The organism is Pelotomaculum schinkii (assembly GCF_004369205.1).
Taxonomy (GTDB): domain Bacteria; phylum Bacillota; class Desulfotomaculia; order Desulfotomaculales; family Pelotomaculaceae; genus Pelotomaculum_C; species Pelotomaculum_C schinkii.
In genome coordinates this window covers 1439466-1460413 of record NZ_QFGA01000001.1, presented here as the reverse complement: position 1 = coordinate 1460413, position 20948 = coordinate 1439466, and the positions used below count along the sequence as shown (strand labels likewise).

Below are 20948 nucleotides of genomic sequence, written 5' to 3'. Positions count from 1 at the left end.
GCTTTAAAACAATATCTGTACATTTGGACGAATGTTCAGACATGCGGGAATTGGCCTCCGGATTACTTAAACAGTATTGACAAAATACAATGTTTAAGTATTCCGGAGGCTAATCAAAGAAGAGAAACTCTTAAAAGAGAGCAACCTCAGATGATAACCTTAAAATTGAGACCCCCGAAAAAACCGGCAGCAAAGGCGTAAATCACCTCCTGAAGACAAATGGTTTATTTGAGATGATGCCTTCTACCAGTAAGAACAGGAGAAGAGCTATACCTAAACTAAGAAATTTGGTATAAGTAGGTATTATCAGTCGGAGACGTTGCTTTCCGGTGTATTTAATCGATGGATGAAAAGGTGAACTTAATATTTTGATATATTGTTTATCATGAAAACAGAAATATTAATTACCCTGGAAGTAGGAGTGTTGAACATCGCAAAAATTCTAAAGGTTAAAGAGATGAGACGGTGCATCGGTTGTTTTTCCTGCATGACGTCCTGTGCGGTGGTTAACCGGCATAATCATTCCCTGGCCAAAAGCGCCATCAAAATTATAACCTCAGGCGGTTTATCAGGTAGCATGGCAGCGGTTGTTTGTGCCGGTTGCACCGGGGTTAGAGCCTGTGCGGAAGCCTGTCCCACCGGCGCCCTTGCAGACAGGGAGGGCGGTGGAGTTACGTTATTGCCTGAAAGATGTACCGGCTGCCGGAAATGCGTTGCCGCCTGTGCTTTAGGTGCGGTTCATTTTGACAGCACAACCAATAAGCCGATTATCTGCAAGCATTGCGGTGTTTGCACGCAGTTTTGCACGCATGGATGCTTGGAAATGGAGGAAGCGTAATGCTGTATGAAAATACGATAACAGTCCTCTATGTGGATCTGTCCTCCAGAACAACGCGCGTTGAAAAGCGGGCAGACTTAAACGATTATTTCGGTGGAGTGGGTGTGGCCGCCAAGCTTTTTGAGGAAAACATGAAACCTGAGTTAGAGCCCTTAGATGAACAGCAACCGGTTGTGTTTGCCATCGGGGCGCTTGGGGCATCAATCTACCCGGCGATTAACAAAACCGCGGCGATGTTTGTTTCGCCCTTGACCGGCGAGCTGGGGGAGAGTTATGTGGGGGGCCGGCTGGCTCTGGCGCTGTGTATGGCGGGTTATGATGCCGTTGTCCTCACCGGCAAGTACAGTTACCCTTGTTACTTATCAATTACCGGTCAAGGGGTTGAGCATAAGGACGCCAGACCTTTGTGGGGCATGCTCTCAGAAGAGGTATGGCGGGCGATTCACGATAATGAAACACCTAGAGGAAATAGGAGCATTATGCGGATTGGGCCGGCGGGCGAAAACAAAGTTGCCTATGCCAGTGTTAACGTTGATAACTACCGCCATTTCGGAAGGCTCGGTTTAGGGGCGGTCCTGGGCAGTAAGAACGTTAAAGCGATTACGGTTACCGGTGACAGAAATATTCCAATTCCTTCTGACAGTTTTAAGGAATACTTCAAGGTGTACCGCTCCATATTCGATAAGATAACCGGTACTGATATTATGAAGAAGTATCGCGGACTGGGTACGGCAGCATATGTACTTTCTCTCAATGCTATGGACGCATTCCCTACGAATAATCTGACCTCGGGGCATTTTGAGAGTGTAGAGGCAATAAGCGCCGAAGCTTTTGCCGAAAAGAATTTGGTACGTAAGATGGCTTGCGCCGGCTGCCCCGTTGACTGCATCCACGTCGGGCAATTTAGACGGCAATTCAAAAACACGGGCTATGAATATGAAGTAGTTAATACCAATTATGATTATGAGCTGGTCTTCGCGCTGGGTTCCTTTCTTGGCCTTAAAACCACAGATGAAATCCTCATGCTGATTGATGCAGTTGAGGAAACCGGTATGGACGCCATGTCCAGTGGTGTGGCCCTGGGGTGGGCCACCGAGGCTTTCCAAAAAGGGCTGCTTTCCACCGGGGAAACCCTGGTTCCTTTGGCGTTCGGGGACACGGAAAATTATGTCAAAGCCGTCTGGTATATTGCCGGGGCGGCAAATGAATTTTACAGTCTGCTGGGCCGCGGCTGTTATCACGCGGCACAGGTTTATGGCGGACAGGACTTTGCCATGACCATGGCGAAAAACGAAATGTCCGGGTATCATACCGGATATGGCATTTTGGTGGGCAGTGTGGTGGGAGCAAGGCATTCCCATTTGTGTAACGGTGGTTATGAGCTGGACCGGGACCATGAGCAGCTAACCAGCCAGGAGATGGTTGAGGGGTTGTTAAAGGAAGAAAAGGAACGCTGCATGACTAACTCCATGATCATCTGCTTGTTTTCCAGAAGAGTCTATGACCGGCCTACGATCATTGCCGCAGGCCGGGCGGTAGGCTTTGATCTGGACGATGCATTTTTGACGCGAATTGGCCAAAGGATCTTCCAAACTAAAATGAGGATCAGGGATAAACTGGGTTTCGATCTCAAGCAGGTCCAATTGCCCAGGCGCTTCTTTGAAACACCGGGCCTTCATGGTGTGCTGAAGGAAAAGGTAGCAAAAGAAATGATTGATCTTTATGCGGCTCTGGTGGCGGAAGAAATGAAAGGCTCAGGGAGTGCCGGATGAAAGGTTCCGGATTATTCCAGGCCGGAGACCAGGACTGACCGCTTGCGGAATGGTTGGAGCTTGAGCTGAAAACGCGTATATTGCAAAAAAATCCTATAAAAGCATGGGGGGCATCGATTATGGACCACGATTTGACGCGGTTCCTGGAATTAGCCAAAAGCCTTGGCGCTTATGAAGCAAAGTTTATTGATCCGGCCACCATCAAAACAGCGGCCTGGGTAAGGATGAAGTGCATGTATGGCTGCAGCTCCAGAAGGGGGCACTGCTGTCCTCCCAACACCCCGACCCCAAAGGAAGCCCGGGAAATAATTGATTGTTATCAAAAGGCTATGCTGCTCCATTGCCTCCAGGATGACCGCCCCACCAAAATCGTTTTGCAGTTGGAAAGGGAGTTGTTTTTATCCGGTTACTATAAAGTTATCGGGCTGGGTAACGGAGTGTGTGAGTTGTGCCGGCCTTATTACAAGGAGAAGTGTGCCTATCCCGAAGGTGAGAAATGTGCTCACTCCAAAGAGGCCAGGCCATCAATGGAAGCCTGCGGTATAGATGTGTTTGCAACAGTGAGGGCAAACGGTTTTCCAATCGAGGTTTTACCGGACAAAGAAAGCAAAGGGAACTATTACGGTTTGTTGTTGATTGAGTAACAGGTATAAATACACATAAAGGAACGACCCCCAGCCTGGGGGCCGTTTTATCGTTAAGTGATAATTTTACATTCATTCCGTCTCAAGCTGGGCTGTCGTCCCTCCCTGAGCGGGAGGCTGACCGGGAAGGTGAGCCGGGAACCGCTGCCTACATGATTACGCCGCACGCCAGGCGCTTACCCGCAGCTCCTGCCGGCTGAGTCCGGTAATCGTCCGGGTTTTGATGGATGATTACAGCCTTGCCAATTAACTGCGCGACACGAAACTTGTTGGTGAAAAAATTCATAACAGCCCGGCCGCTATTTGAAAACAGCACGGGAAAGTCACCGGCATGGTTGCCGTGCGGTTGGTTGTAAGGGTTCCAGTGTTCACCGGCTGCTTGAAATGGGTTCCCGGGATCGCCGACTTCACAGTTGCCGAATTCGTGGATATGGAAGCCATGGGGCCCGATAGGCGGGTTGCCGGCCTGAGCGGGTTGATAAGGCGGCAGCCCTGCCACGTCGACATAAACCCAGGCGCCGCCTGGGACGTCAATAAAATGCACGACTCCGGTTATCTGCGGAGCTAAAGGCCCGCCACGTATGATAGCCCCGGCCGTTCCATAGGCTGGTTTTGTGGTATTCATTTTGGAATTGTTCCCCTTTACAAGGATCTCTTTTTATGCTATGAAAAAATGTGAAAATATGAGACCAACTGAAATAAGCCCTCTAAAAAAATTTACCGGTTATTGTTACAGAGCCCACCCATATTAAAGCAAATGCTTCCAGACATAAAATAAATACGGGGCGGCCCCGTATGGGAGCCGCCCCGCAATCTGTGGCAGCCTTACTTTTTGCTATGAGATACAAAGCCGGATTAAAAAAGTTGCTGTACGGTTCTGGATAGCATAAAACACTTTAAGTCCTTTTTAAATCTTCCTGTTGCCAAAATCTCATACTTCATTCTGAACCTCTGCTACCAGTTCTTCAAAACTTGAATAGCGTTTTGCGTTTGGGTCTCGGCTTATTTTATCGGCTTCTTCCATAGCCGCTATTGTGTCGGCATTTGGAACATTCAGGGAAATTTCAAAGGGTATTTTCCCCTGCCGCACAGCCTGCCGGACAAAGATGTTGAATGCTGTCGTCATATTCATGCCCAATTCAGAAAAAAGCTGTTCCGCCTGCTTTTTCAGTTCCTTATCCATGCGGATACTTAAATTTGTCGTTTCAGCCACGTGCAATTCCCCCCTTTACGATTCATTATATACATTTTAATACAAAATATGTGCATTGTAAATATATTGCAATAATTATTCCGTGTTATTCTTTCCTCTGCTCTTATACACATTGTACTGTTGCGGCAGCGGCGCTACACCGTTTGCTTAAACCCCATACTTCTTTATTGGGAACTCTCTCTAACATTGCGCTGCTGACTCGCAGCGGTAGGGTGGCTGGCTAAAGTTTTTAGCCTACCTATGAGGAATTGAAACAAGCAATTGAGCAATACATTGTTTTTATAACACGAGAAGATTGCAGAAAAATCTCAAAGACCTGACTCCGATAGACTATCAGAGTCAGGCCTTTGCGGCATGGAATTTATAGTTCTTTTCATCTTCTTGGTGATATAGATATCGTGTATGGCAAGCGCAAGGTATTTGCCTATTCTTTAAATATGTTGATAGTATTATCAGCATCCCAGTTAACCGTGCAGCCAAGGTTTTTACTCAGAAAGGAAAGGGGAATCATAGTCGAACCGTTAACCAGTTGGCATTTCGTATCCATGATCATTTCGGCGCCGTTAACCAGCGCCACACTGCTGCCTGGTTGGAAGGACACCGTCAGATCTGTTTTATTGGCCGTTGCCACCCCCTCAGCCTCATTCCACGTAACCGTGAAGCCCAAAGCGGTAAAAACCGGCTTCAATTGGGCTAAAATGGAACCGTCTTCGGGGCGCAAGGGCTCGCTGAATTTAAGCCTTTCGCCGTTTACCCGTGTAGTTGCCTCTTTTATGCCGTCTGCTTCAAACTCTGCCATGGCTGCCGATAGGTGGTTGACATACATGTTTACGACAGCCTTGTTTTCCAGGAGCCCCTTCAGATAGCCATCGATTGTATAGCCGTTCTCCGCAAGCTGGGATTTCCAGGATTCTTCCTCGTCACCGTAAAGATCGTTCAAAGCATGATCTCCGGCGATGTTCATAAAGGGCATCAGGGTGATCTTCGTAACGCCGGAGTCCTTCAGGTCTTGCCGGATTTCCTCCAGGGTGGGATAACCTTCGACCGTGCCCAAAAATACGTTTTTGTACTTATGCCTTAGAATATCGTTTAGTTTACCGTAAGCGGAATCGGCAGGATGTTCACTACCGTGTCCCATTAAAACTACGGCATTCGACGAGGTATCGGCGGGAAACTGGGAAGCTAAAGCTTCTACCGCATCGAAGTAGTCCTCGTGGTAATACAAAAGCGGCTTGCCCAGGGCCAGCTTTTTGGGGCCGAGGCTGCCGTCAGCCGTCTGGAGCGCCAGAAAGTTGTTGACGAGTTCCCGGAGATCGCTGTACTCCTGTCCGGAGAAAATATGATCCGACTGAACAACTATTTGGTCATAGCCTTCCGCCTTCAATTTGCTCAGCGCGGTAAAGGGATCATCAACAATCCTGCCGTCCCTTTCGGCGATTTTATCTCTGATTATTCCTGAGGTAAAAGACCAGCGCACCTCAACGCCAGGAAAAGCCTCTTTAACAGCGTTTTCTAAATTGTCGTAGGCAGGCATTGCCGACTGGACGCTGGTCCCGAAGGTTACCAGCAAGATGGCTTTTTTACCTTTTTCACTCTGTTCGGCCGGCGCTGTTGCACAGAATATAAGGACCAGTGCAAGAGTCAGGATGGAAACGGTAACTCTTTTGAGACATATCACGATTTGGCTACCCCCTTACGGTAATTAAATAGCTTCTTTTCGATAATGGATGCCCATGCTTTACGCAGTACCAGCGGAGGATGAAAGTCAGCGATGCAGGTGCGATTTCTACTTAGTTCATAGCAGCTTTGCCACCCCCCGGGTTTTATCCATAGAAACTGCCGGTACGCGCGAAACCAAAATTTTTCCGCAAATTTCTCTCGCTGTAGGGGTAAATGAAAACCCCGGCCTTTGGGAAGAGCCAGGGTAATGATCATTATGAGCAATTTAATTGCCACGGAAATATGCTCATTTACACCACCGGCCTTTCTATGGAAGGCAACACGTAGTACAACACTATTCAGGCAGGTATCCTGACTCGTGGCTCACAGCGTACTTCCCGCCTTCCCAGGTGTCGAAACCCAGTGGCATATCGGGAGCCGCTCCCCACTTACAGTGGCCGGACCGTCCGGGATTCGCACCCGGTTCCCTTTTCATCCCCGGCATGACCGGAGATTCCTGGATAGTTATTCATTTTTTTCATAATAACATCGTTTTTTGTGTTTGTCTATAGAATAAAGAACTAATTCATGATAGTCGATGCGATGACTTTGTCCTGATAATTGCGCTTAAGCCCAAGCTTGTCCTTCCGCTGTTTCAGTATTGGGCATCAAATGCATTTGCATCATGATTTCAGGACAACCGTTCTTGATCATCAGTTTGTTGGCAATGGTTGCCGCACTCCTGTTCGCAGCAAGAGCAGCCTTCAACCTTGGCGTTTCTGACAAACTGGCGCACCAGGAGCCCCGCAGCCAGGACGCCTATTCCCAGCAAAATGATAGTTTCCATCTCCCTAAAAGCCTCCTTTAATCAAATATCTTCTTAGCCGAGACCGAGCAGTCTGCCGAACTGGTAGACCAGGACTGCCATCAGCCAACCGAGTACCAGCGTGTATGCCACGGCAAAAGCCGTCCAGGTCCAGGAGTTTGTTTCCCTCTTAATTGTCCCGATCACGGCGGCGCAGGGAATATAGAGCAAAGTCATAACCATGAAGGCATAAGCGGACAGGGGTGTCCAGGCTTGAGCGATTGCCGCCGTTAAGCCGGCCTCTTCAGCTCCGTAGATTACACCCAGGGTGCCGACAACCACCTCTTTGGCCAGGATGCCGAATACCAGAGCGACTGCCGCCTCCCAGGTACCGAACCCGGCAGGTTTAAAGATTGGCGCCACAAAGCTGCCAATCCAGCCCAGGATGCTATCCTGGCTGGCGTATTCTACACCAACGGGCAAGTTGGACAGTGCCCAGACCAGTACCACTACTGCGAAAATAATCGTCCCGGCCTTACGGATAAAGGAACTGCCCTTCTCCCACATGTGGATGAAGGTGCTTTTAAGGGTGGGTACGCGGTATGGGGGTAATTCCATGACGAAGTGGGAGGTTTCCCCTTTAAACAGGAACCGCTTGAACAGCATCCCCATCAGGATAGCCAGCGCCAGCCCCAGAAGGTAAAGCGAGAAGATTACCAATCCCTGGTTTGCGGTGAAAAAGGCGCCGGCAAACAAGATATAGACAGGCAGCCGCGCCGTGCAGGACATCAGCGGCGTGATCAAGATGGTGATCAACCGGTCTCTTTTATTCTCTAATGTTCTGGTGGCCATGACAGCCGGGACGTTGCACCCGAAGCCGATCAAAAGCGGAATAAAGGACTTGCCGTGTAAGCCGAGGGCGTGCATAAGCCGGTCCATGATAAACGCCGCGCGGGCCATGTACCCGCTGTCTTCCAAAAGTGAGATAGCAAAAAACAACAGAAATATATTAGGAATAAAGACCAGGACAGAGCCTACGCCGCCAATAATGCCGTCAACTATCAGTGACATCAGAAGCCCGGGCATGCCTGCGCTCTCCAGCCAGGCTCCGGTCACTCCGCCAAACCACTCAAAGAAGGTTTCAATCCAGCCGATAAAGGGGTCGCCGACTGTAAAGGTGAACTGGAATATGGCCCACATGGCGAATAAGAAGATCGGAATTCCCAGGTAGCGGTTGGTGACAATACGGTCGATCTTGTCGGATCTGGAAAGCCGTTCTTCGGTCGTCTGCCGCCGCGTCATGACCTCTTTGGCCAGGCCGCCGATAAAGCCGTAGCGTTTGTCGGCGAGCAGGGATTCAATGTCCTCTCCCAGAAGTCCCTCCAGGCGTTTGACGGCTTCGGCGCGCCGGGCCAGCAGACGCTCCAGGCCGGGATACTTCGCCAGGCTTTTCAGGACGCCTTGATCACCCTCAAGCACCTTCACCGCCAGCCACCGGGGCGCAAAATTTTCCACCAACTGCCGGTTTGACAAGATATCTTGTTCCAGGGCGGCCAGTTCAGTTTCCACTTCTTTACCATAGTTGATTTGAACAACTCGCGGGTTTTTATTGCCGGCCGCTTGTAAAGCCTGTGCCACCAGCTCTTTCGTCCCCTGGCCGCGGGTGCCTACCGTCCGGATCGCCGGTACGCCTAATAGCTCGGAGAACCTGGCCGCATTAATGTCTATCTGCTTTGCTTTCAGTTCGTCAGACATGTTCAGGGCGATTACCAGATTGGAGCCCATCTCCAGAAGCTGTGTGGTCAGATAAAGGTTGCGTTCGAGGTTGGTAGCGTCAATGATATTGATGACCACGTCAGGTTTTTCAAATAGAATATAATCGCGGGCAACCGCTTCGTCTTCCGAGTAAGCTCCAAGGCTGTATGTCCCGGGCAGGTCCACCACCCGGATCACCTTTCCTTCAGAAACAAGTTGTCCTTCCTTTTTTTCAACCGTTACGCCGGGCCAGTTGCCCACATGCTGATGCGCTCCTGTCAAGCTGTTGAAGATTGTGGTCTTGCCGGAGTTGGGGTTGCCAGCCAGGGCCACCACGATCTGTTTTTCATTTTTTATGGCTTGCGCCGCTTCCATATGGAAACCACCTCCTGATAGTTAGTCGAGACTAACACTTTTTTGAAAAAAATTATGCTTTACTGGCTTCTTCTACGAAAATCTTCAAAGCCATACCCCGGCCGATAGCCAGGCGCCCATCCCCGACAGAAATAATCAGCGGGCCGCCCATATCGTTTTTGATAATGCTTAACCTGGTCCCGCGGACAATACCCATTTCCGACAATCGCTGGGCTAAATTCCTGCCGCTGCCGAGTTCCCTGACGACGGCGTCCCTGCCTACCTGGAGAAATCCAAGGGGTAAAACGCTGCCACCCATGGCTACACCACCTCCACAAAGATAGTAGCGGCTTCTTCTTTTCTGAGGCTCAGATGATAGCCTCTCACCAATACCTCAATAGGATCTCCTAGAGGGGCCACGCCCTTCACGAAGATTTCTGCCCCCGGTGTAACACCCATTTCCAGGATCCGGCGGTGAACAGGCCCTTTCGCCGTAGTGCGCAGCACTTTACCCTTTTCTCCGGTTTGCAGCTCGCTGAGAGCCCTGGTATTAACCGATCTCAATATTTTTGCCTCCCTTCCTTCATCCCCTATCGGGTTTTTCATGGCGCCCGCCCCGGAGGAGATGCCAGCGCCAGCGGCTCCTTCCGGTTTACCGGTTGTCTCCAGAAATTCCATAAACTTTTCCAGGGTTTGCTGGCTGACCACATGTTCCATCAGGCAGGCGTCCTTTTCGGCAATGTTAGGATCGACACCCAGCACTTCAACGAGAAATCTTCTCAATGTTCGGTGCCGGTGGCGTACTTTAATCGCCAACTCTCTTCCTGCGCAGGTTAATTCAACCGGTCCGTATCTTTCCTGAGCTACCAGCCCCAGGTCTTTCAGGCTGCTGATAGTCTGGGATACACTTGCTTTGGCGATGCTCAACATGTTGGCTATATCAGTAATCCTGGCCAAACCGTCGTCTTTTTCGGACAGGTTCAGTATTGCTTCCAGGTAGTCCTGCATAGACGAAGATATGGCAAAGGTCCCGGTCATGACGACACCTCCTTGAATAAATGGCAGAGAAAGGTTAAGCAAGCCTAACTCTCAGATTAAAAATAAAGGATAATGATAATCATTATCAATATCCTATTCTAAAGATAAACTTTTATTTGCCTCTTTGTCAAGAATAATTTTTGAGAATGCCGGCGTCGGACACGCGGAAGTGGATCTTGCTACAAAAGGAAGTTGGGGCGACGGCGAATGGATAAGGAAGCGGGAGGGAAGAATGAAGAAAACAGGTGTCAAGCGTGTTGCTGCAGGATTAACCTTGCAAGAAACTCCTGGTGAGCTAGGAATGACCGCCGCCGGGAAAGGGCTTCTTGATGAAAAAAGGCTGCAACGGGGGATGTCTTTATTGGACAAAGAGCTTAAGCTGCAGTTTATAGAAGCCTTAAACAGGATGGAAGGAAAAGAGTATATAGCTGCTTTCATTGCCTTTGGAGCTGCCCCAACGGTAATGGGCAAAAAACCTTCTTCTCTTATCGCCTTTAATAGTAAAGTTAAAGGTCATATGTTTTTATGGCAGCGGTATGGCAGGGAGGTATGTGAAGAACTCAAACTGCAATACCTCGTGCTTAAAGAAGGGGACGGGAATGTGCTGGTGCTCTTTTACAAGAGCGCAATGCTAGAGTTGTTTGTTAATAACGAGCGTAGTCTGCAATTCTTAAGAAGAATGGGTTATGGGGAAGCAGTGACCCTGGAGCAGAAGCTCCATATGTTAAAGAAAAGGTTTAAGGAGATATGCCCTCATGAGGTAGGCATATTTCTGGGCATTCCCGTGGAGGATGTCGAAGGATTTATCAAGCATAACGGTAAAGAGTGCCTCACCAGCAGGGATTGGAAGGTGTATAAGAATCCCAGGCGCGCCGAGATTCTTTTCAGAGTTTATGACGCGGCAAGGAGCAGTGTTGCCAGGGCTGTCGTGGGGAATGCTAAGAATTGGGAATATTGTAGCGGCAACGAAGGTTGCGCGGAATCAGAAAGCTTGATACCGCATTCCTATAATTGAAACTATAGACAGAATAATGAAAATAAAGTATAATGCAAATATTAATGAAACCAACTGATTGCTAAACAAAATATGAACGGGGAACCAGGTGAGAATCCTGGACGGTCCGGCCACTGTATGTCGGGTAGTAACTTCCACTAGCCACTGGATATTTGTCGTCCGGGAAGGCGGAAGCGTCGATGACCCATGAGTCAGGAAACCTGTCTTTTAAATTAAGCGCTTTCCAGGGAAAGGCGCGTGATTTGATTGTCATAATTTTGACATCAAAGTCCCGGTTTTTCTATTGGAAAAGCCGGGATTTTTATTTTGCTCCAAATTGATTTAAAGGGGGTATTTATATGGTTTTAACTGGTTTGGAAAAAGGATATGTGCAGGTTTATACCGGCAACAGCAAGGGTAAAACGACGGCTGCCCTGGGTCTGGCTTTCCGTGCCATGGGCCGCGGGTTAAAAACGTATATTGGCCAGTTTATGAAAGGTCAAAAGTACTCCGAGTTAAAATCGGCGGAGATGTGCAAGCCTTATATAACTATTGAGCAATACGGCAAGGACACATTTATTCACGTGCAAAATCCACCTCTGGAAGAGGACGTTAAAATGGCCCGGGAAGGGCTTGAAAAAGCGAAAAAAGCAATGAATTCAGGTGCATACGATATAATCGTATTCGATGAAATAAATACCGCTCATTTCTTTAACCTCATTACAATTGAAGAAATGCTCGAAATTATCAACTCCAAACCTGATCAGGTTGAAGTAATATTTACCGGCAGGTATGCTCCGCAGGAAATTATTGAAGCTGCGGACCTGGTAACGGAAATGCTGGAAATAAAGCATTATTACACCAAGGATGTCCCTGCCCGTGATGGTATTGAACGGTAACACGCTTTGGCGATAAATCTTTAGAGTGCTCTTGAAACAGGTTTATAAATTCAAAGGCATATGAAAAAGCACAATAACAAATAAGACAGATAATAATTGGTATTGACATAATAATTGATTAGTGTTTAAATGTGGATAATTTAAGAAATTTGTCCAGGTTCCTCCGCATAGCGGGGGTGAAAAGGGAACCGGGTGAAAATCCCGGACGGTCTGGCCACTGTAAGTGGGGAGCGACTCCCAAAATGCCACTGGATTTATAATCCGGGAAGGCGGGAGGCATGCTGTGATCCACAAGTCAGGAGACCTGCCTGGTCAATAGCGCCGCCTTCCGTGGAAAGGACAGGGCTTTAGCTGTGTTTATTAAGGTATGTACCTTGAAAAACCCGGCCTCTTAACGGATGAGGCCGGGTTTTTCATGTTGATATCTCCTTCTTTCGTTTTACCTGTTCAGTGATGAATAGGTATCCTTTTTAAAATAATTAGCAACTACATATAGAGCCTTCAAACCCATACTTTTACACACCTTGATGCAGCATTATCATGGATATTGACATTATTCAGGAAGTTTAGGAGGTGAAACTAATAGGTGACGAAATCGAACCCAAGAAAACACTGGAATGGACCCTGGCACATGGCAGATCAGCTTGATACAAAATAAACTTAAGGGAGGTTGGAAGATTTGTATACAAGGGGTAACAAAATGTTTAAAAAGCCAAGCTTGTGGCTTACTGTGTTGATGACCATAATGCTGTTAATACCCGTGGTCAGCGCTAATGCGGCAGGGGGGGCGGGTTCGCCGGCAAATTGCGCCGTGCAGTTTCTCTACAACGACTACACGACAAACGGGATAAACAACTCCGACGCCGGAGTGGGTTCTTATGCCCTTTTTGTGTTAACCCAGGCAGATGTTGATGTCAGTACCTGGGAATATAATGGTGAGAATCTTAAAGATGCGGTAATAAGCGCAATATCCGGGGACATAACAAACGCCGCAGACCCGTCCAAAGCTTCCGCCAAGCTCCTGGCTCAGGATCTGGCGGCTGCAAAAGCGTTGGGACGAGATGATTTGGCTGACCAATTAGTGCAGATTTTGCAAAACAGGCAGAGCAGCGCCGGTTTTGACAGCAACCTGTACAGCGATATCCCGGCCTATGATCTTTTAGGCAGGGTGGATTCTGTTGGTGAAATAAATATAGACTACGCTAAGGACTGTATTTTAGGGTCACAGAATACAACAGCCGGTGACCAGAACTATGGAAGTTTTGGCGGTACATTTGGCGGAATTTTTTATCCCGACTTTATGACCACGGCTGAAGCAGTGCGTGCACTGAATTATTTAGACCCGGGCAAAAGTGACAGTCAAACACAAAACGCCATCAATGACGGGTGCAGCTGGATGAAGAATCAGCAACAAGCTGACGGAAGCTTCAATGTTGGAGGTTGGGACGATCCGGTTATAGACACCTCGGAAGTGATTGTGACCTTAAAGGTAAGGGGGCTGGATCCTGCCTCATGGGAAAGCAGTGGGGGGAAAACTCCCGTTGACTATATGATGAATAACGCCCTTAACGATGACGGGAGCTTTGGCACGTCAAAGAACGGCATGGATGCCATCTGGGCCCTTAGCGCTTATAACTTATTGGATACCCAGTTTTATCTTGACCCTTCCAGCGCGACCCTGAAGGTAGGCGATACAAAGCAGTTGGAAGCGGTCTGGCAGAATACTTACGGGACAGCTGATGTAACGCAGTACGCGCAGTGGTCTGTCGCCGACAGCAGCATTGCTGGTGTCGACAGCAGCGGCCTGGTCACCGCTTTAAAAGCCGGGCAGACCGTAGTGAATGCTGTTTACGGTGGACTTACGGCTTCAGCTGATTTGACCGTAAATTCTTCGGGTGGGAATAGTGGGACAGAAAAGACCGTGGGCCTGGCCGTTGTGGGTGTAAATGGTGAGCTTTTATACGGCCCTTCTGATGTCGCCGTGGCTGAGACAAATAAATGGGGTCTCACGGCCTTGGGTGCTCTGGACGCCTCCGGCATTTCCTACCAGACTTCTTCATGGTCTTACGGCTATCTGGTAAATTCAATCGGTGGACAGGCAAACAGCGGTATGGCCGGCTGGATGTATGTCGTTAACGGTTCAAGCCCAAGTGTCGGCGCTGATAAATACAATATTAAGAATAATGACAAGATCATCTTTTATTACAGCAAAAGCATGAATCAGCAGCCTCCCAAATGGGATGAGCTTGGAAAACAGACTTCTTCCGGGGGTTCCGGTGACCAATCCACCAACCTGCCTGCCCCGGTGAGCGATACCGTCTTAAACACCGCTATCCAAAAGGCCTACGCTGCCGGCTTGGTTGCCTTACAGGCGGATGATACTCAAACTTCACTGGCCCTGTCAAAGGACCAGTTGACCAAAATAATAAACACAGATAAACCGCTGGCCGTTACCGTCCAGGGAGTGCAGTTCGTTTTATCCACAGACAGCCTCAAAGTACCTGAGTTAACGTCTGCAAGTACAGTACAGCTGCAGCTGACAGCGCAGAAATTAAGCAGTAAGGACGCGCAAAGTCTAATGGAGTCCTTTGGGGTCAAATTTAGACTGGCCGGCGATATTTATGAGCTAAACGTTCTGGCCGTTAATGAGGACGGCACGCAGCAAAAAATTGAACAATTTCCTGGATGCACGGTGCTGCTGCCAGTACCAGAAGATTTACGGGAGACAGCGGCTGATGGCAAGTTAATGGCCTACCGGTACAATGAAGACAGCAAAATGTGGGAAGAAGTGGGCGGCACATACGATCCTGACAGCAATACCATCACCTTTAAAACCGAACACTTCAGCAAGTACGCCTTGATGGAATCAATTTCCCCACTTGAGGTGAAGAGCTTCAAAGATATAGCCGGACATTGGGCGCAGAAGGAGATTGAATTCATGGCCGCAAAAGGGTATGTGGCCGGTGTAGGCGACAATGAATTTGCGCCGGAGGTCACGGTCACACGGGCCGAATTTGCTGCTATCCTGGTCCGTATGACTGGATTGACGGCCGATCCCGGCGGAGCGGATCGCTTCAGCGATGTACCTGCCGGCGCCTGGTACAGGGGCACGGTAGGCGCAGCTACTAACGCCGGTTTAATCAACGGGACGTCCGAAAACAGCTTTGCGCCGGACGAGCCGGTTACCCGTGAACAAATGGCGGCCATGATCATAAGACTGATGGCAAAAAACGGCCTGGACATGACCCTCAGCGACGCAGACGCAGCTGAATTGCTGGGAGGTTTTAACGATGCCGCAGATATTTCTCCCTGGGCCTGCTTGCCGGTAGCCCTGGTGGTAAGGGATGGTTTAATGCTCGGCCGGGAAAACGGACAGTTCATGCCGCTTGGCAATGCTACCAGGGCGGAAGCCACGGTTATGCTCTACCGTGTGCTGCAAAAGCTCCAACAGGCAGGAACATTATGATTTGAGCTAATTGACTGGTTTTTTGCGCGGGAGCGGGTCTTACTCCGCTCTCTGCTCTGAAAACAACTGCTCAGCACATAAAGCGATACCCCGAAAATGGTGCGCAAATGTGTCGCTTTTTTAATATGAGGTGATTTTATGAAGCGAAAGGCCTTTTATCTTATTGCTTTGCTGGTTATTCTGGCCGGGGTAATCGTGCCGGCCCTTTGCATGGACAAAGTGTTTAGTTCCGGCCAGCAGTCCCGGCAGACGGAAAGCACCGGCATAAATGCTGAAGAACAGGGCAGTCCGGCAAACCAGAACAGGCCAGACGCGGGTGATGGCCTTGCTTCTCCTGAGCCGGGTAAAGTCCAGCCTGCTGATGAAACAAGGCAAGGCGATCCGGCTCCGGAACAGCAGGCGGCTGCGTCGACCAGCGATTCCCAGACAAAAGCGGCGGTTACCCAGACTTCGGACGATGCCGCTGCAACTGTCCAGACCGCGGGTGATACTGTGGCGGCTGCGGCGCCTGATAACGGCTGCGCGGTGTGGATTGCCATTGTGGGGAAAAATAGCGAATTACTTTACAGGGCTGGACAGGTTGTTGTGGGAAAGGACAATAAATGGGGCATTACCGCCTTAGGCGTCCTTGATGCCACCGGCATCCCTTATACCACGTCGCCGACCTGGCCCGATTTTGTTTATTCCATCAGCGGGCAGGCCAACAGTGGCGTGTCAGGCTGGATGTATTCAGTCAACGGTGATGTTCCCATGCATATGGCTGATAAACACCCGGTAAAAGCAGGAGATAAAGTGATCTGGTGGTACAGCAACAGCATGGATCAGCCCCAGCCCCAATGGGAAGAGCTGGCCCAGTAAAAGAACGCCCTGCCTTGATACCGGTTTCATTGAAGATATACATAAAAAGTAAAGGGGCGGCAAATTTGTTCGACAAGCTTTACTATCAGGAAAAGGGCCTTTTCTTGCAGAGCTTTCACCCTGCTGCAGTCCTGGCATACCTTTTGGTGCTCCTTGTGCTCAGTCTGCTGTATGCAAATCCCCTTTATCTTTTAGCCTTGTTTTTTCTTCTTGCCCTTTTAATCAAAGAGGTAGACGGCATGGAGGCCTGGGAGGGGTTTTTGAAAGCAGGCGTCTTTTTGATGCTTATGATCATGCTTATCAACCCCCTGGTAATCAGGGCCGGCTCCACGATCATCTGGCACGGCCCGCAGGCGCCGTATCTGGGCAAGCTCGATATATCAATGGAAGCCCTGTATTATGGAGCTGTTTCGGGGATCAGGCTGCTGGTAATCATGAGCATATTCTGTCTTTATAACCTGATGATCAACCCGGACAATATCCTGAATCTCTTTTCCAAAGTGGCCGGCCAATCCGTTCTGATGATCGTTTTAGCCACGAGAATGTTTCCCACCATGGTGCGGGACTTAAAAAGGATAAAAGAAGTGCTGCAGTTTCGCGGCGTTGATTTCGATGAGGGAAGCCTGTGGAAGAAAGTAAAGAAATACTCCTATCTTTATAATGTTATGCTTTTATCCTCCATGGAAGATTCCATGGAGATTGCCGAATCCATGCAGGCCAGGGCTTTTGGAAGCGGTAAGCGTTCGGTTTACAGCCGTTATATGCTGAGATCCAGAGATATCCTCTGCGCGGGGGGGAGCTTCCTGGCTTTGTTTGCCGCCATCTGGGGTTTGCAATACGGGTGTGGTCAATACACCTTTTATCCTGAGGCAGATGTTTTGATTAAAGGTATGCCAACAATCATTACCCTGGCTGCCGTTCTTTTTTATATGTCCGTACCGCTTATTTTGAGCGAGGGGTGGAAAAATTGCCGCTGTTTAAAGTCGAAAATTTAACCTATTTTTATCCTGAAACGGATCGGGCCGCATTAAGAAATATAAATCTGGAGATCGAGGAAGGGGAATTCATTCTGGTGGCGGGCGGCTCCGGTTCGGGCAAGTCCTCTTTGGCCAGGGTATTGGCGGGACTGGCCCCTGATTTTTATGGGGGCAGGATCGGAGGCAAGGTTTTCTTTAAAGGGAAGGACATCAGGACCATGAACCGCAAAAAGCTGGCCAGGGAAGTAGGTATGGTCTTCCAGGACCCGGAGAAGCAGATCGTGCAAACCCATGTTGAGGCGGAAATTGCCTTTGGCCTGGAGAATCTGGGCTTAAGTAATGAAGAGATGCTGCGGCGGGTTGCGGAGGTAATCTGTTTCATGAATCTGGAGCAGATCAGAGAGGCATTTGCGGCCAATCTCTCCGGCGGTCAGAAACAAAAGCTGGCGCTGGCTTCCGTTCTGGCCATGCAGCCTCACGCGCTCATCCTTGATGAACCCACTTCCCAGCTGGATCCCGTCTCGGCGGAAGACATCCTGAATCTGGCCAAGCGGCTTAATGAGGAAATGGGCTTTACGGTGATCATGGTTGAGCAGCGGCTGGAGCGCTGTTTTCATTTAGCGGACCGGGTTCTGTTTATGGAAAACGGCGAAATTTCATGTGACGGGAGCGCTCAAGAGGTGGCCCGTAAAACAATAAAAGGAGGCATGCCTTTTGTACCGCCGGTGTCCAGGTTTTTTGCCGGCCTGAATGTCTCCTCTGTGCCCATTACGGTAAAAGAAGGCAGGAAGCTTTTACGGTCTTATCTAAAAGAAAATCAAACTGCCGGCGGGAACCAATCCGGCGCATGCCATAAAAGTGTCCGCGCTGGAGATTTGATGGAGCGTCAGAGCGCAGTCAGCATGAAAAACCTGTGGTTCGCCTATCCAGGGGGGCGGCAGGTTTTAAAAGGCGTCAGCCTTGATATAAAAGAAGGAGAATTTGTAGCAGTCCTGGGCGAAAACGGCGCGGGCAAGTCGACCATGCTCAAACAGATAACCGGCATGCTTAAGCCGGACCGGGGCAGGGTCGAGGTGCTGGGCAAGGATATAAGCAAGAACGGGTTTAAAGAGATCAGAAGGTTTACCGCCTACCTGTCCCAAAATCCCAATGATTATCTTTTCCAGGACACCGTAGAAGAAGAGCTGCTCTTTACCTTAAAGAATTTTGGCTTAAAAGACTTATCTGTTGTCAATGAAATACTGGAAAAATTTCATCTGTCGAAGTACCGCAAGACGAACCCCCGGGACTTGAGCAGCGGAGAGCGGCAAAGAGTTGCCCTGGCTTCGGTCATGGTCACCGGACCCCGGCTCATTATTCTGGACGAGCCGACCAGAGGGGTTGATTTTCGCCTGAAAGCGGAATTGGGCGGATTTTTACAAAAAGAGACAGAAAAAGGCAGCACGGTAATTGTAATAACCCACGATGTGGAGTTCGCCGCCGAATTTGCCGCAAGGGCGGTGATGATGTTCTCGGGGAGAATTGTCAGGGATGGAGAAAAGCACGATGTGCTGGCCAAATCAGTTTTTTTTGCTCCACAGCTAAGCAAAATGACCCGGGGTATCTGCGATGGAGTGCTCACTGTAGCCGAGGCGAAAGAAAAAATCTATCCTCTTGCCGCCGGTAAGGTAAGTATAGCTTAAAAAAAGCAGGAGTGAAAGTATGATGGGAGCGAATTGGGGCCTTTACATGACCTTGATCGGCATTCTTTCCATTGCCCTGCTTATGTTCGGCATGGAGAAAAAAAAAGACTTTAACGCGCGGCAGGTATCCGTCATTGCCGTGCTGGCTGCTTTGTGCGCAGCAGGCAGGGCGGTAACGGGCGTTGCCCTGCTCTTTTTGCAGCCCACCATGTTTTTGGTGGAGATAACGGGGTTTGTATTCGGGTCGCGGGTCGGCTTCTTTGTAGGCGCAATGACACCTTTAATTTCCAATTTTTTCAATGGGCAGGGTCCCTGGACGCCCTGGCAGATGCTTTGCTGGGGTATGGTGGGTGTCTCCGGGGCGACGGTCAAGGTTTTGTTCCCCGGGGCAGGTAATAAAACCCTGGCCGTGCTTTGTTTTTTCTGGGGCTACCTTTACGGAGCAGTCATGGACATCTGGCAGTGGAGTACCTTTATGAACCCGTTAACGTTTAAGACTTATTTTCTCCTCTGGGTGGCAGGTTTCAGTTTTGATTCCATGCGCGCCGCAGGCAATCTTCTCTTTTGCGCCGCCCTGGGTTCTCAGACTATAAAGATATTGAGATACTTCCACAAAAAAATGGATGTGCAGTATCTGGAAAATTTATAAGGGGGTCAATGCTTTGTGAAAATGAAAAGAATGCTGCTGTATTTTATATTTTCACTGGCCTTTTGCTTTACCGTGCAAGGATTGTTGTTTGCTGAGAGGTCAATAGCAGCATCCGCTCAAACTCCTGAGGTAGAGTGGGCCAATACTTTTGAAAGAGGAGAGGCCCATTTTGTAGAACAGACAAAAGATGGAGGCTATGTTGCATCCGGCTGGATAGAAGCAGGCCAGGAAGGGCCCGACGTTTTCCTCGCCAGGTACGACGGCGGCGGTAACAGGTTATGGCTGAAGACATACCGGGGCAATGGCTACAATGACAGTCATTGCGTCAAAGAAACCAGCGAGGGCGGTTTCATCATTGCCGGCGAGACCAAATCCAGGCACGGGTATGACCATGATGTATACGTGGTGAGGACGGATGAGAAAGGTGAAATGATCTGGGAAAAGGAATTCGGCGGAGAGCGCTGCGACTATGTCTGGTCAGTTCAGCAGACAAAGGAAGGCGGTTTCATTATTGCCGGGGGAACGGAGTCCTTTGGCGCGGGGATCTATGATGTCTACCTGATTAAATTGGATCTTAACGGTAATGAGATCTGGGAAAAAACCTACGGCGGGGCGGGTTCCGACTGCGGCTATGCTGTTTTGCAGCTTGATGACGGAGGGTATCTTGTGGCGGGGAATGCCGAGGCCTTTGGGGCCGGCAATCCTGACCTGTATCTTCTCAAGACGGATGGCGACGGAAAAATGCTCTGGCAGAAAACATACGGGGGCAAAGGTTCGGACTACGGCTGGTCTTTAGTAAAAGCCGGTGACGGCGGGTTTTTAATTGCCGGTGAGAAGGAGATTACCGGCGACCAGGGCGGCGGATTTGCGGCGGTTCTGATAAAAGTTGACCCCGATGGAAATGAGCTTTGGGAAAATACATACGGAAACAACAGCGTAAGTTCGTTCTATTCTGTCAGTCAAGCGAAAGACGGCGGTTATATCCTGACGGGTAAGAAAGAATCTGCGGAGGGTGGCTACGATCTTTACGTGGTTAAAACAGATAAAAACGGCGGCCTTGCTTGGGAGAAAACAGTAGATGGTACCGGCGGCAACAGCGGTTACGCTATTTTGCAGTCTAAAGACGGCGGCTATATCGTGGCGGGGAAAAAAGGAATTGAGAAAAGCGCCGGAAGCGAAATATTACTGTTAAAATTGAAATCGGATGGCAAACTCCATGGCGCCCTTTTATGGTTTATTGGCGCTGCAGCAGTTATTCTTATCATAAGTTTGCTTTTTTATCGAAAGTCTTGCACAAAAAAGCCGGGCTTTTTAGAAAAAGAAAATGTAGTATGAGTATCTGAAA

18 protein-coding genes, 1 pseudogene and 3 riboswitches are annotated in these 20948 nt (G+C 49.3%); of the genes and pseudogenes, 11 read left to right on the top strand and 8 right to left on the bottom strand.

From position 1 onward, the window contains the following. Positions 1-424: 424 nt before the first annotated feature. From Psch_RS06885 to Psch_RS06875, 3 genes are all read left to right on the top strand, one after another. Positions 425-838 (top strand): 4Fe-4S dicluster domain-containing protein, encoded by a 414-nt coding sequence (locus Psch_RS06885; RefSeq protein ID WP_243123969.1) that lies wholly within the window; start codon positions 425-427, stop codon positions 836-838. After that, entirely contained in the window at positions 838-2610 is a 1773-nt protein-coding gene (locus Psch_RS06880; RefSeq protein WP_190239625.1) for an aldehyde ferredoxin oxidoreductase N-terminal domain-containing protein, read from the top strand. The genes Psch_RS06885 and Psch_RS06880 overlap by 1 nt, the downstream gene beginning before the upstream one ends. Positions 2611-2729: 119 nt before the next feature. Then, positions 2730-3254 (top strand): DUF2284 domain-containing protein, encoded by a 525-nt coding sequence (locus Psch_RS06875; protein WP_190239624.1) that lies wholly within the window; start codon positions 2730-2732, stop codon positions 3252-3254. A 148-nt stretch (positions 3255-3402) separates the two neighbouring features. Here the strand turns inward: Psch_RS06875 and Psch_RS06870 are convergent, their stop codons facing one another. From Psch_RS06870 to Psch_RS21095, 8 genes and pseudogenes are all read right to left on the bottom strand, one after another. Continuing rightward, entirely contained in the window at positions 3403-3879 is a 477-nt protein-coding gene (locus Psch_RS06870) for a superoxide dismutase family protein (RefSeq protein ID WP_190239623.1), read from the bottom strand. A gap of 306 nt (positions 3880-4185) precedes the next feature. Further along, entirely contained in the window at positions 4186-4467 is a 282-nt protein-coding gene (locus Psch_RS06865) for a type II toxin-antitoxin system RelB/DinJ family antitoxin (RefSeq protein WP_190239622.1), read from the bottom strand. Positions 4468-4891: 424 nt separating this feature from the next. Further along, positions 4892-6145, bottom strand: a complete 1254-nt coding sequence (locus Psch_RS06860; protein WP_190239621.1) for a sirohydrochlorin cobaltochelatase — start codon at positions 6143-6145, stop codon at positions 4892-4894. A gap of 326 nt (positions 6146-6471) precedes the next feature. Beyond that, a riboswitch (cobalamin riboswitch) is annotated at positions 6472-6662 on the bottom strand. Between the two features lie 155 nt (positions 6663-6817). Continuing rightward, complete coding sequence (locus Psch_RS06855; RefSeq protein WP_190239620.1) at positions 6818-6973, bottom strand: FeoB-associated Cys-rich membrane protein; 156 nt, start codon at positions 6971-6973, stop codon at positions 6818-6820. Positions 6974-7006: 33 nt separating this feature from the next. After that, positions 7007-9061 (bottom strand): ferrous iron transport protein B, encoded by a 2055-nt coding sequence (gene feoB, locus Psch_RS06850; protein ID WP_190239619.1) that lies wholly within the window; start codon positions 9059-9061, stop codon positions 7007-7009. Positions 9062-9113: 52 nt separating this feature from the next. Further along, complete coding sequence (locus Psch_RS06845; protein ID WP_190239618.1) at positions 9114-9359, bottom strand: FeoA family protein; 246 nt, start codon at positions 9357-9359, stop codon at positions 9114-9116. Between the two features lie 2 nt (positions 9360-9361). After that, a complete protein-coding gene (locus Psch_RS21100) occupies positions 9362-9646 on the bottom strand; it encodes a FeoA family protein (protein WP_243124040.1) in 285 nt (94 codons plus the stop codon). Positions 9647-9712: 66 nt separating this feature from the next. After that, a pseudogene (locus tag Psch_RS21095) lies at positions 9713-10048 on the bottom strand (metal-dependent transcriptional regulator); the annotation flags it as partial. A 262-nt stretch (positions 10049-10310) separates the two neighbouring features. Between Psch_RS21095 and Psch_RS06835 the strand changes: the two are divergent. The 8 genes from Psch_RS06835 (at position 10311) to Psch_RS06800 (ending at position 20938) form a co-directional block, all read left to right on the top strand. After that, on the top strand, positions 10311-11093 hold the full coding sequence (locus Psch_RS06835) for a DUF3793 family protein (protein ID WP_190239616.1): 783 nt from the start codon (positions 10311-10313) through the stop codon (positions 11091-11093). Positions 11094-11131: 38 nt separating this feature from the next. After that, positions 11132-11315: riboswitch (cobalamin riboswitch) on the top strand. Between the two features lie 116 nt (positions 11316-11431). Beyond that, on the top strand, positions 11432-11971 hold the full coding sequence (locus Psch_RS06830; RefSeq protein ID WP_190239615.1) for a cob(I)yrinic acid a,c-diamide adenosyltransferase: 540 nt from the start codon (positions 11432-11434) through the stop codon (positions 11969-11971). 138 nt (positions 11972-12109) lie between these two features. Beyond that, a riboswitch (cobalamin riboswitch) is annotated at positions 12110-12297 on the top strand. Positions 12298-12671: 374 nt separating this feature from the next. Then, positions 12672-15437, top strand: coding sequence for an S-layer homology domain-containing protein (locus Psch_RS06825; RefSeq protein ID WP_190239614.1), 2766 nt, complete (start codon positions 12672-12674; stop codon positions 15435-15437). Between the two features lie 138 nt (positions 15438-15575). Then, a complete protein-coding gene (locus Psch_RS06820; protein WP_190239613.1) occupies positions 15576-16295 on the top strand; it encodes a DUF4430 domain-containing protein in 720 nt (239 codons plus the stop codon). 65 nt (positions 16296-16360) lie between these two features. Then, complete coding sequence (locus Psch_RS06815) at positions 16361-17290, top strand: energy-coupling factor transporter transmembrane component T (protein ID WP_190239612.1); 930 nt, start codon at positions 16361-16363, stop codon at positions 17288-17290. Beyond that, on the top strand, positions 17263-18954 hold the full coding sequence (locus Psch_RS06810) for an ABC transporter ATP-binding protein (RefSeq protein ID WP_190239611.1): 1692 nt from the start codon (positions 17263-17265) through the stop codon (positions 18952-18954). The genes Psch_RS06815 and Psch_RS06810 overlap by 28 nt, the downstream gene beginning before the upstream one ends. 19 nt (positions 18955-18973) lie before the next feature. Continuing rightward, the gene (locus Psch_RS06805; RefSeq protein ID WP_190239610.1) at positions 18974-19603 is read left to right on the top strand and encodes an ECF transporter S component; all 630 of its coding nucleotides are present in this window, start codon (positions 18974-18976) and stop codon (positions 19601-19603) included. Between the two features lie 15 nt (positions 19604-19618). Beyond that, on the top strand, positions 19619-20938 hold the full coding sequence (locus Psch_RS06800) for a hypothetical protein (RefSeq protein ID WP_190239609.1): 1320 nt from the start codon (positions 19619-19621) through the stop codon (positions 20936-20938). The last annotated feature ends 10 nt before the right edge of the window (positions 20939-20948 follow it).